General features: G+C 57.6%; 11 protein-coding genes. 1 reads left to right on the top strand and 10 read right to left on the bottom strand.

Annotated features, from left to right (window positions below):
• Positions 1–73 precede the first annotated feature (73 nt).
• Complete coding sequence (locus Spa11_RS06970; RefSeq protein WP_145109881.1) at positions 74–1249, top strand: hypothetical protein; 1176 nt, start codon at positions 74–76, stop codon at positions 1247–1249.
• Positions 1250–1257: 8 nt separating this feature from the next.
• Here the strand turns inward: Spa11_RS06970 and Spa11_RS06965 are convergent, their stop codons facing one another.
• From Spa11_RS06965 to Spa11_RS06920, 10 genes are all read right to left on the bottom strand, one after another.
• Positions 1258–1686: a hypothetical protein gene (locus Spa11_RS06965; protein ID WP_145109878.1), complete on the bottom strand. Its 429-nt coding sequence runs from the start codon at positions 1684–1686 to the stop codon at positions 1258–1260.
• Positions 1659–3131 (bottom strand): GNAT family N-acetyltransferase, encoded by a 1473-nt coding sequence (locus Spa11_RS06960; RefSeq protein WP_145109875.1) that lies wholly within the window; start codon positions 3129–3131, stop codon positions 1659–1661. The genes Spa11_RS06965 and Spa11_RS06960 overlap by 28 nt, the downstream gene beginning before the upstream one ends.
• Before the next feature lie 577 nt (positions 3132–3708).
• Positions 3709–4035, bottom strand: coding sequence for a hypothetical protein (locus Spa11_RS06955; RefSeq protein ID WP_145109873.1), 327 nt, complete (start codon positions 4033–4035; stop codon positions 3709–3711).
• A 75-nt stretch (positions 4036–4110) separates the two neighbouring features.
• Positions 4111–5685: a type IV secretory system conjugative DNA transfer family protein gene (locus Spa11_RS06950; protein ID WP_145109870.1), complete on the bottom strand. Its 1575-nt coding sequence runs from the start codon at positions 5683–5685 to the stop codon at positions 4111–4113.
• The gene (locus Spa11_RS06945) at positions 5678–6415 is read right to left on the bottom strand and encodes a hypothetical protein (RefSeq protein ID WP_145109867.1); all 738 of its coding nucleotides are present in this window, start codon (positions 6413–6415) and stop codon (positions 5678–5680) included. The genes Spa11_RS06950 and Spa11_RS06945 overlap by 8 nt, the downstream gene beginning before the upstream one ends.
• Positions 6416–6417: 2 nt before the next feature.
• Positions 6418–7044, bottom strand: coding sequence for a hypothetical protein (locus Spa11_RS06940; RefSeq protein ID WP_145109864.1), 627 nt, complete (start codon positions 7042–7044; stop codon positions 6418–6420).
• A gap of 75 nt (positions 7045–7119) precedes the next feature.
• Positions 7120–7959: a GP88 family protein gene (locus Spa11_RS23695; protein ID WP_449240233.1), complete on the bottom strand. Its 840-nt coding sequence runs from the start codon at positions 7957–7959 to the stop codon at positions 7120–7122.
• Positions 7960–8998: 1039 nt separating this feature from the next.
• Entirely contained in the window at positions 8999–10387 is a 1389-nt protein-coding gene (locus Spa11_RS06930) for a hypothetical protein (protein WP_145109858.1), read from the bottom strand.
• A gap of 48 nt (positions 10388–10435) precedes the next feature.
• Positions 10436–11362 (bottom strand): hypothetical protein, encoded by a 927-nt coding sequence (locus Spa11_RS06925; RefSeq protein WP_145109855.1) that lies wholly within the window; start codon positions 11360–11362, stop codon positions 10436–10438.
• A 439-nt stretch (positions 11363–11801) separates the two neighbouring features.
• Positions 11802–12290 carry a hypothetical protein gene (locus Spa11_RS06920; protein ID WP_145109852.1) on the bottom strand — a complete coding sequence of 163 codons (489 nt, stop codon included), beginning with the start codon at positions 12288–12290 and terminating at the stop codon, positions 11802–11804.
• Positions 12291–12305 lie beyond the last annotated feature (15 nt).

Genomic DNA, 12305 nt, shown 5'->3' with positions numbered 1-12305 from the left:
AACTTGGCTCTTGAGATGTCTTGTGCGACACTTGCCGCGTTGATTTCCGGTTGTCCACCGAGCCAGTCTCACGATGCCCGACCGAGCCCTCTACTACCCGCAAACAACGATTTGGGACCCGCGATTCCTCGTCGATGCGATGTTGTACTGGGACAACGTCGCGTGCATCGTTCCTGTCGAAAGCTACCGGGAGCGTAGACGCGGCCATCCAGCCGAGATGCAAGCCGCGATGCGTGGCGCCCTCGATGAGTTCTCATCGAACTTGGTACCGAGCGACAATCAGAAACGCCAAGCCCACGAGTGGCTCAGAGAAACTCTGATCGAAGGCCCGGCACAACGCGGCGAGACGATTCTATGGACCGACTTCTTTGCGGATAAGGCGTCCCCGCAAACCCTCGAACTACTGCTGCACGGGGGGTGGCTCAAGGACTGCGATAAGCCCGCCCACGAAGTCGAGAGGTATGTCGAACAGCGTAAGGCGGGAGGTAAACTCTCACCGGAGTTCGGTGGCTACACGCTGCGTCTCCCAAAAGGCATCACGAGCCTTGTCATGTCGGCCCTCGCCGCTGCTTGCAGCTCCGAGCACATGCCACCGGTTACCGACGACGAGTACCTGTTCCAAGACACCATCAATTCCCTGCTGAATCATCAGTCGTCAGCAACGGGAGTGACGCAGGTGTCGTTCGAGTACAAACCGGACAACGAGCCAGCTGACATCGCCGCATTCTCGCCAAGACTAGGTGAGGCTCTTATCGGGAGAGACCTCCGTTGCCTGTTTGCAACCGTTCCGAGACTGGGTCAAGCCGTGGGACAAGAGGTCACCCCCGAGACGCTAAAGAACCTGACCGAGGCCAGGAAGAAAGACGATGTCCGAGAGAGGCAGCGTGCTTTCCGTGAGGTCGTCGACCGCTACCTTACCCAGCTTCGTGACGCTGAAGACAACGAACGTGACCTTATCGTCTCGGACTTCAAGGAGGCTGCCCGACGGGACCTTAGCGTCTTGAAGAAGGAACTCAACAAACTCTCACTCTGGACCCTCACCGCTAAGGAAGGAAGCGTCGGCCTCGGGATCGGGTACGCTTGCGGAATGGCCGCCGCTACCAACCTCCCAGAATCGATGCTTGTGGGGTCTATCCTTGGCCTAACCCGTTCGCTCATCCGCCACGCTCGGGAGCGTGACAAGGTCCTCGGCCAACACTGGTGCACGTGGGCGATGACCGCCGACAACCGTCGCTTCCGAATGGCGTAAGGCTGCATTTACGCGGCGTGCCGACGGACGCGGTCGAACTCGGTCGCGTCGAGGTAGCGAAGGCTTTGTGGAGCCTTCATGCCCCGCGAGATTTTTGCCAAGTCTACTGGTTGGCTTAGCCGCGTGACTTCGGCGATCTGGATCGCTCGCCCCTTTTCGCACCCCTTGTAGTATTCGAAGAACGCCTCGCGCTCGATCCCCGCGACTCCCCGAAACTGCCGCCACAACTTGTCTGGCGGGGCAGTGACAACGCCGCTCACTGAGAAGTAGGCGACGACCCGTTGAACAGGGGCGGTGCAGTAGACCACAACCGAGGCCACTGTCTCCGGCAGTCCCGTCCGGCGGAACTCGACCGCCTTTTCTCCACTTAGGATGCGTTCGACGAACTGAGGCCTTATCGACAGCAGGACTACGTTTCGACTCGGGACCGAATCCATTCGATTCCTTTGGGAGTTCGGACCTTTGTGATGGACTGCGGGGCGCCCTTGAGGACCCCCGCCCGCACAAGCTCTAGCAGCGGAGTATTGTCGATCGATTGGGCCTGCCGAAACAAGACCGCTAGCACCCCCTGGTTCGACTCCGCCGCCATCGCCTCTACCTCCGCCTCGCTGTAGACCGTACGCGTACCCACGTAGCGGATGATTTCGATGGGCTCGCGGCTTCGGACCGAGGCCTCGGCTATTCCCACCGCCTGAACACAGGACCGGTCCTGGGAGCGGTAGAACAGCAGGACGGACCCCGGCTCAATCGTTTTGGTCATGCTACGGCAAAGATACGCCTTCCGGATGCTGTTGCCGTAGGGCGTTTGGCCAGCGAAGAGCCCCATCTGCTCCTCTAGCTCCGGGAACAGCTGCTCGTGCCAACGCGGCTGAACCGGCACTACGAAAGCGGCCGCCCCGGCCGCCTTCACGCGGTAAGGGCCGAAGCGGACGTGGTACGCCAACGGGTCGAGTTCTTGCCGTTCGTGATCGGTCGGCTTGAATCGCTTTACCAAGACCAGCTCCTGGCCCTTCCGCCCGACGAGCTCGAAGCCAAAGCGGGAGAGATGAGAGACCAGCTCTTTCTCTTTCGGGAAGCACGTGCAGAAGACCGCGTCGAATCCGCCGACACGGCAGTGCTCGAAGACCGGTTTGAGGATCAACTCGCCGTAGCGGTTCCCCCGAAACTCGTCCGCGATCTTCATCGTGCAGAGCTTCAAGAGCCTCCCGCTACTCCCGGCGAGCGGCTCGTTGTCGTCTTCCTTGAGCAGAGCCAAGCCGGCAAGCCGCCCGCCGACTTCGATGCGGTAGGCGGGGCGGTGCTCCCGCTTGGCTTGCTTGATCCAGTCGTCGAACCCATCGTAACCCGCTCGGAGAGAGTCGAAGAAGGGAGCGGTGTGATCCAGCTCGTGGCAGAAAATCTTCGAAACCGCCGGAAACTCCAGCGGAGCCTCGGCCGCCAGCTCTCGAAGCAAGAACAGGGCGTCCGAGACGCTGACAACTCGTTGCTCTAGCCCGACCCGCTTGGCGCGTCGGTGAATGCCGAGGTCGCTGGTGACCAGGAAGTCCACGGCGTCACCGGCGACGGCCGCGAGCATCTTCGCATCGATTTCGTGATTCGAACCAGGGACCAGTGGCCCCAGTTCCTCGATGAGTGCTTGCCCGATTGCAGGCGGAGCGGGCAGGCTCGGATACTTCGCCACCAGCGTCTGCCGCAACTCGCGTCGCGCCGGGTCGCGGTCACTGCCGAGTTCTACGAGCGAGTCCGGGTGGCAGTACAACTCGCCGCCATGGGCCAAGACCGCTCCGACCAAGCGGGCTACGGCGCCGGTTGCCGGCTCGACGTTCTGGGCGTCGGTCGGCTCACCGGCGATCAGGACGTTGGTGTCGATTAAGAACTTCACGTCTTGCTGGGCTCGCTACTCATCTTTGACCTCGGGCCGGAAGCCTACCGCGTTCTGGACCGGCGGCGGAAGGCCACGCGTGCTGCCGCGAAAGAATCTCCATCAGAACGAGTAGTGCTGCTCCGCAGCCAGGTCTGTCGGTGAGGTTTTTTTGGGGGGGCATGGCTCACGACAAAGAATTTCCGGGGCAGCCGACCGATGTTTCACGCTCTTTGTTTGCCTAAGAATTCAACTTGTCCGATAATGGGCTTACCCGGGGAAGCTTGAGTCGCGGCTCTGCTGAGGAGCAACCGTGGCAGGGGAATACTCGGGGGCTCGCGGCGGAGAATCCGCTGACGGTCGAGCGGCTCTCATCATCACAGATGGGGGCCGCTCTGTTTTTACCCTCGGTGGAAGGTTCTGTGCCGGAGCCTTGTGCGGCTGCTTCGGCAATAAATCCGCAACGAACTGAAGCCGCACTCTCTCATCGCAGCCTTTACCTATCGCCACCTGTACCATCGCCCTCCCTAACCTCAAAGAATGGAAACCAAGCGGCGGGCAGTCAGGCGCCTGGCGAGCAGGGACGTGCTAGAGCCCCTCAGGAGTCGAAGTAGGCTTCATCCAAACCCGAGTTCCCAACCGCTTGAGACACGGTCAAGCGTGACGCTTTTCGTTGCCTATCCTTGTTCGATCGAGCGTACCCACGAATCGTCGGATCGACCGTATTCTGCTCAACGAATTCGTCTAGCCATTCGAGACGGAACATGACCTTGCCGCGTCGACCCGCTTGGAAGAACTTCACGACAGGGCCACGCACCTGCTCACCGCGCGCCGCCGCACGCGATCGATCAACGATGTTCCTGAGCCCCTTGACCGTGTAGCCAAGGTAGGACGCCGCTTCGGTGATGCTGAGTAGTTGGGCCAAGGAAGGTCGTAGTGGAGTGTCGCATCGTCCCTGACGCGTTCGGGTCGTTCGGTTACTCTTGGGCGAGGCCTGTCATCAACCCGGCCCAAACTCGGCTTCAAGTTGATTGCGAAGCGAGCGGAGGCGTTCGAGGCGGGCTGTGAGTGCCGGACTCTTCGCAGGCTCCAGGTGCGTGCATTGCCAGGCAGGAAGGCTCGACAACAAGGCCGGGTTTACCGAGTCGTCGTAAAGTTGACTCGTATCGGGGAGTGTCTGAGAGCGGTACTTGAGGAACTCTCCTCGCGTGAGGTGGTACTTGGTAATCAAAGGGATTGGCTCGCGTTGGCCCTTCCCGTCATCGACGATGGCGAACATCGCACCTTCAGTGGCGCTAACCTCTTGAATCTCCCGCTTACTCAGAAGAGTGGTGACCTGTTGGCTATAGCTCTCGGTGCCGAACGCTCCTTTGCCCTTGTACCGAACGCTCTCTTTTGCCTTGGTGCTCTTGAGGATCCGCGTGGCTTCTGCAGAAAAGTTCTGAAGCTCGTCGAAGTCCTGCTTGCCCGTTACGGTCTGGTAGAGTCTCAGTCCGCAGTTGTCTCTGACGACACTGCTCAAATCGATGTCCCGCTTAACGAGCGACTCCGTTGTTTGGTTGGCGAGGTACATGCTGATGCCGTACTTCCTGGCCCCGGTCAAGAGGCTCTCGAACGCAGTGCCTGCAAGCGTGTGAAACTCGTCGATGACGACATGCAGGTGCGGCTGCGGCCGATCGAACGAGCTACCTTCGCTCTCCTCGTAGAGTGACATGGCGGCGTTTACCGTCACGTACAGCATCAGGCCGGCTATTTGCCGTGCCGTCGTCGCTTCAGAAATTGACGGGAGGTAGGCGTAGACAACGTCCCGGTTGAGGATGCTCTCTCGCATGTTGATCGAGTCATCAGCAGCACACGGTTGCAGCTGGCCGTAGCGAAGCAAGAAGCTAAAGATGCCGCGGATCTGCTCAGCGTCCTTGATGTTGCCGTTGTTTGGGTCGGCGAGGTATCGGTCAACTTCACGAAGAGAGATGTCTTGCCCACTCTGTTTTCTTGCAACCAGGCGTTCACAGATGCTCAAGAGCAGCAGAAGGTTACGCTGGCTATACCACGAGCCACCGTATGCCAAGCCATGGTCCAACGAAAACGCTTCCAAAAAAAGATTGCACAGACGGATAATTCGGTGGCCGTCAGCCTTGATGGACTGGAACGGGTCAAACTTCTCGGAGTGGTTGGAATCGAGAGAGAGAAAACGGAACCTGCGACCGAGCTCTTCAGCCCGCTTCCTGGTCGCATGAAAAAGCGACTTGTCACCTCCAAGGTCAATGACTAAAAACGCATCTTGTTCAGTGATGGTGCGTGTCATCCCGTCATCTGATGTCCACTCGATCTTGTAGGGCTCCATGAGCTGCATCAGCAGTGGGAGCAGAACGCGCGAGGACTTTCCGGACCCCGTTTTTCCCCGACAATGTGTATGTACGCCCGACCTAAAGAACTCGCGAGGCAAGCTAAAAGCTTCCCCTGCCTTGCCCAGCTGGTAAGCTAGCTGCTCGGGACGCCACTGATCCTGCAGAGCAAGTTCTGGAACTTCCTTCTCGTCGTAGAGCCATTCCCCCAGAACGATCTGGTCAGTCATCGCTAACTTCACAAACTGAAGTTGGCGAATCGTGAAGAGCCTTTACCGCAGACGCATACCCTTCGTGGTCTGGAACGACCGAGACCGTGATGCGTGCGACGGCGTTAAACGGCGCCTTGCCGCGGACGGGATCTTCGAGCACGCGGCGAAGCTCAGCGGCCTTGCTCTCGGTGTGAACGAGGATGGCGACACCAAAGCTGCCGTCATCGACCCAGCCGCGGTACGACGTAGACTGCGTCGCAAGGATGTTGCCCAGCTGAGTACGGAAGCTCTTTAACGTTGTTGCCTGGCACCAGTAGATGCGAAAGAGGGCGTCACCACCTGGCTCCGGGGAAATCGCGTGAGCGTAGTTCTGGTGAGGAGGCTTTTGACCCTCGGCGTGGAACAGCCCCTTAAGCTCTTCGTAGGTGAGAAGCTGCTTAGGCGACTCCGACATCGTGCAGTACCAGAGCCTAGCAAGGTCGTAGCCCTCCTTGATTTGTGCGTCGGCGAGGATGTAGGTCTCCTTCGCAAATCGGGAGTTGCCTTTGAGCTTGGTTACAGCCTTCGCCTTGAAGAGTTCTTCAAGTGCCTCTTTTGCCGCAAGCAAGCCGTCCACGAGCGGGGTGTCCCTAAAGAACGTCTTGGCGACACACGGCGGGTTGGCAATCCGATAACGTTCGATGAACGACAACAGCCGGGCCGAAAGGCTTTCGCTGCTGAAGTCTTTTTTAAAGAGGATGTCTGCCATTGCTAGTAGATGGAGTAGGGGTAGCTCTTGTAGGCCTGATGGATCGCTTGCAGCTTTCGGACGCAATAAGAGCCGCCTCCTTCGATGAGGTGAGACACGTTTAGTGAACCGTCAAGTAGGGCCGCATCAGGCACGTTCTTTCCAAACTCGCGTGACAGCCCCTGTGCCCGAAGCCAATCGCCGGAGCGCCAAACGCCAAAGCCGTCCAGCAGCGAGTTCAGCCGCCAGGCGACGAAGAGCGAGGCCATGTGCAAATCGTGAGACATCTCGGAAGCTCTTGGGCAAACATTGGTGCCGCCATAACGCCTGCAAGCGTTATCCGAAGCAGAAACCAGAGGCAGTTCCTCTTTGGGTTGCTTCCAACGACTTCTAAGCCAGTAAGCAGCACGGCGAAAGTCGGGCGGGAGATTCCCTGGCTCCCAAGAAACGGTAGCCGAGAGCGAATCGAACTCGGGGTGAACAAGATGGGTCTTGAAGGTCACCAAATTCACGCGACGAAGGCGGTCCAGGAATGCGGCTGCCTCGGTGGTATCATCTTCAAACCAACCGCGGGCGACTTGACCGATCGAGAAGATTCGCACCGAGTGGGTTAGCGCCACTAGGATGTCATCAGCGATCGAGTGGGACACAACAGAGTCTTTTCAGTTGGTGAGAAAACGGCACGGCGCAACACGAGTGTTGCGCCGTGCCGAAGGTCTTTGACCCTACACAGATGACTTTGTGCGTGTCGTCCAATTTGGACGTACGACAAAACCTGTCTGGTCGTATTGGGCAAGCCCTTTAGCGGATAAGCCCACCACACAAGGGTTCGGGTCGAGCCACCTTGCGTCGTGTTGATCACCATCGATCACTTTGACACCGAGCCATTGACTCGGGAGTCCGCCGGAAAACACCACCGACACGTTGACGCCAACTTCCAGCATCTGAAGAGCACGCTTTGTGTTGTGCTCGGCAACAGAGAAAGTAATGGCGTAGTTCGTCGGCCATGAGCTACCACTATCGCCCCGTGCCGCATAGCGAAGCGCTATGCCGGGGACTTTGGAATAGTCGTAGAACATGCAATCGGAGTGCCTGCGGAAGATCTGGGGAGCGACCTCAGACCAGTCCACATCACTGGATCCATTCAATCGAACGCATGGAACGAGTCCCATTGCTCTAGCCTCGTCGGCATGCTCAGCGATCTCGCTGTTCAGCTTCGAAAGGAACATGTCCCGTTCGTGAATGAATAGCGAGGTACGCCGATCACGTGCGAAGCTAGCCTGCTGAAGGCTCATCCGACCAGAGCTAAAGCCCAAGCAGGCAGCAACGCAACCGGGTGACGCCGCCGGACAAAGGGCGCCAGGGGTTAAATACATCACCTTGGTGCTGACCCCGACTGATCGTCCTTTCTCGGTTTTCCTGCTCGTGCTGAGTAGCGTTCGCGGATAGCCAATTCGGCTAGGAGTCACCTCCTCCGGGTTAAGTGGCGAGTCGAATCGATAAAGACTCTTAGGGTCTCCCGTACGAAGTAGCCCTTTGAGCTTGTTGTTAGTTCTTGTATCCATATAGTTCACCATTAGTTGCCGCAAAGTTTAGCCAAGGAGGCTGCGGCAAAAGCCTTCCTCGCCAAGCACCACGTGGATGCTTGGCCAAGCAGGCGGAGGTGAACGTCAGGAAAGGAAAGACGCGGCATGCCCCAGGGAGGAGCACACCGAGATGCTCAGCAAACAGAGAATCCGCCCCGGACCTTAAGGAAGGTGGCAAAGTCTCTAATCTCGTCGGCAGTCACTTCGCAACTAGCATCAACGACCTGTGTGGACTCGTTGTCGCGTAAATCAAGGCGGCCAACAGAGCCTTTTGCGAAAATTTCGCTCGCAAGTGTCACCGACACGTGGTCCGTGGCGAGGTAGTCTTCAAGCAGCCCCGCAAGCTTCTGACGGGTTACAGGGCATGTGACCCCGACGCCGTCATTAGACAGCATGGCAACTATTAGTTCTTGGCTTACAGGTCTCCGCATAGTTCTATTACGAGAACCATGAGTGTCGCCACGTAGAGTGAGAAGCTCTGAACTACTCGCCACTACGACTCATTGCGCTGTGTCCAAATACGCCCATTCCCATGCTTCTTCCTTCGGAGAATGCAGCAGCCATAAGCTAAAGGGCTTACTGCAATTTGATGCTCCCCCTTTAGGGGAGTCGGGCTCATCCAGACAAAAACACCTCGGAAGGAGTTGGGGGGGCATTTAGGGATCGGAAATAGGCACTCCGGGGTTTACGGAATAAAGTTGCCTGCTCTCCAAAGTGAAGAGCAGGCAGAACTAACGAGCGACGTAGTCACTGTTAGCCCGACAACAGAGCAAAACGCATGAGACCCGAACCAATCAGAACCAGGCCGGAGGCGAGGAGTACTGATTGGACAACGATAGCGAAGAGGATACGAACACAATGTGTCAGCTCGCTCAAGTCGCGTTGTCGTCTGTTAAGTTTACTGCGTTGCTCTGGTGCCGTACGTCTCCGACGTTTCATTCTTCTACGATCGTCCATAGAAGCCCTCCTTGATAAAAATGTTCTTTGTCCTACCTGTTGGTACGCGGCAAAGAACAAGTTAGCGAAGTGTAGGGGCATTGGCCGTGCTCGGTCGACCCGGATCACCCAGGGGGAGTTCGAGCTTGAGCCACGATTTGCTTGTGTCTCGGATGGCGGTGTCGCGACGGCCATCGCTTACCGCGGCCTTGAACGTGATGGCTTGGGTAGTTCGCACGCCGCTGCGAATTTGAATAAGTTCCGCCTCGATGCGGCCGGACCCCTTAAAGCAGTTGATCCAAAAGTCGTGCGGCGCCGAGTTCGCGACCTTGACGATCTCAAAGTTGGAGCCAAACGAGCGGCGATCGGAATGACCCTGGCCGTAGCGAATGTCGCGATAAAGTTGAGCCGACGTGCCACGGGGATGGGCGAAGAAGACCTCCTCTCCCGTGGCCTTGTTGACGACCGCCCAATCGAGGTCGCAGTACGAGCTCACTTCCTCGTCCGCCGTCCAGCGGAGGGCGTAGGTCGTGTAGTTCTGCCACGACATCGCTTGGCTTAGAATAGCTTCGACATCGACCGCGGGGACAATTCTATTCAGTGGGGGCTTTCGGTGTTCGCCACCAAGAAAAATGACCACCGGTTCACCGAAAAAGTCATCACCCAATGATTCGGCAGTCGCTAACCGCATGCCTTGATTGCCAGGCACGGCCACTACCGGCGCCGGTGGATTATTGCGTTCTGCGTGGTCAAGTGCCGCTTCGACGGAGGCCGTCACTTTTAGGAGCTTGGCTCCGCCATTTACCTGGAAGAACAACCGCCAGAAGCGCTCTACCCCATGGCGGTAGACATGGTCGGCGCCAAAATCCTCTCGGTGAGCGAGAAGGGTAATGCTTGTATTAGCGGGCAGATCGACAACGCCACGGTTGAACGGAGAGATGCTTCGAGCCTGCTTTGTGACTGAGCTATCCGATGGGATGTTGCGACCCCGCATGCTCCAGCCGTCGTGCAGAGTGTTATTGTAACTCGGATCCCCGATGAGGATCACTTCCGAGCGATAATCGGTCTTCCGAACGCTCGCGACCGACTTGCCAATCTCAGGGATGTTAAGTTCCAAAGACTTGCGCTCAGAGGGCGCTGCTCCGAGCCACGTAACAAACGGCTTCACCTGCTTCTTCATCTCTCCACGATTCTTGCGGACGCCAAACGTGCCGGGCGGAATTGTGCAGGTACCCACGGGTTTGTGGCCAGAGCCACAAGAAAACAAGTGGAAGACATCACCGGGGAGAGCCTCCTCGTGCATTCGGTGAAGTAGCTTATCAGAGAGCACTTTCCGTGTTGCTGAGTCGGTAGCTTCGGCCGCGAATAGGAAGACTTCTGTGCTTGCTTGACCTTCAGGCTCCTTGGCAAGTGGCGAAGCGACAGTAATTCCTTGTACGGCTAGCATGACGAATGCTAAGAGCATGGGCATCGAACATGGCATCGGCTTGCGTCCTTAAATCAAAAGAGTACGAGAAAGCTAATTGGCAAATGCTTGGGCTTGGGCGGCGGCAACACGGGCTTGAGCCGCGGCAAGCGACGCCTGATATGAATGGCCGAGATGCTCCCCAGCAGCGTCAAGGGCGTTCTGAGCTGCCCTGGCTTTCTGGAGTACCGAGTTGCACGCTGCGATCGAGTACGAGCAGGCACTCAAAGAGGCATCAAGAACGATATAGGATTCTGACCGCACCTTTTGGACATCGAGAAGATCCGCGTACGCCGACTCGACGAGGAAGGACGATCCGGTCGTCATGAGGAGGCAGCCGTATAGCCCCCCCAGCATGAACGCGATCGTGCCCGGGGTAGGCAACTCGTCCTTCGTGCCGCCCATCACCCACGAATAAATGACGGGGAGAACGAGAGCAGCAACGCCGCCAGCAAGAGCGAACACGTTGAGACGTGCCTTATAGATCTCGGGCGGCACATCGAAGAACAGAACCTTCGCCGCGATAAACGGCGCCAACACGTAGGAACCGCAGATTGCAAACGCCGCAAAGAAGTCGATGGCGCCCGTCATCGGGTCCAACACAAGATCCGGCATGCAGGCCACGACGTAGATCTCCATCGCCTTGAACTCCAGGCCAAGCCCGAGAACGAAAACAGTAGCGAAGAAACAGAGCTTCAACGTCTTGCCGATATTCCCCGGCAGGAAGCAATCAGCGTAAGATCCCCGACGCGTCATCACGTATTCAGGTGTTGCATTCGCTCGCCTTTCCTGGGTCCGCTTCTTCTTTTCGACCTCCGCTTTTATCGGAGGCACCTCGGCGTTGACCGACTCGATAACGAGACGAATCGGGTAAAGCTCCGGCGACCGCTTGCCTTGAGAGGCCGCAATCAACATCGCTTGGGACGCCCCGGCATTCGGGTCACGATTCTTGGCGAGAAGACCCGTCAACTCCGCTGACACGGTGTCTTCGGCAGGCAGCGAACTGAGACACGCTTCGGCCTCATCCGTAAGCTCCGGAATTGGGACGCCACTGTTGGTTCTCCAGATTAAGGCCCCTGTAGTGATCGAGCCCGAATGCAGAGAAATGGGGGTAGGGGCATCTCTGAGAGCAACGTTACCCTTCGCGGCAGAATCACCGGGGTCCGGAAAGGTGAAACGAGGAGCACCGCAAGTCGGTTGAGAGTCGAAGGCGTCCTCTATAAGAGGAGTGTCACCGTTACTACCCGGCGGGCTCTTGTCGTCGTTACCGTTGTTACTAGAAGTGGTGGGATTCAACATAGGTATGGATTCCTATCCAGAGGATTTAAAAGGTGATTCTAAAGCCACGGGAACGTGATAATTTAAAGTGGTGGCCGGGGAGGACGCGAAACGTCTCTCCCCGACCACCGAAGGTGCCTTTCTAGCTCAGCAAGCTCGAAACCTTGGAGTTAATGCCCACCCGTCCGTTTGCTGGTTGTGCAGCAAGGGCGGTAAGACTCATCTCTGGCTTCATTTTCGCCTGGGGCTTGGCAGGATCCATGGCGACAGCCACGGCCGCACCAGCTTCCTCAGCAAGTCGCAAGTAGCAGCTACGCAGGTTGCCCGGGAGCGTTTCGTCTTGAGCAGCTAACTCAAGTGCCCCGATGACGCCCAGTAGCAGCCCGACCAAGTCCTCCGAGCGGGAAAACCGAAACGTACGGTTGCGGCGTTTAGTGCCGTCAGAGCCGTACGTCACGCGGTCGAACCCCACCGAAGTTTGCCCGGCGTTTTGGCTCCCAGCCGAGGCAGTCCAAATCGAAAGTTCGATTTCTGTGCCAGGCACTGTGAGCAGCCGATCCGGATTCCGGCCAGCGACACTCGTTGTTTGCTGATTAGCGAAGTTATTCCTCTTGTTTCTAAAGTAAGTCATGACGACCTCCAAAAA

It is taken from the genome of Botrimarina mediterranea, assembly GCF_007753265.1.
GTDB lineage: Bacteria > Planctomycetota > Planctomycetia > Pirellulales > Lacipirellulaceae > Botrimarina > Botrimarina mediterranea.
Note: the sequence above shows the minus strand (reverse complement) of the source record. Positions and strands in the feature narration are given on the sequence as shown.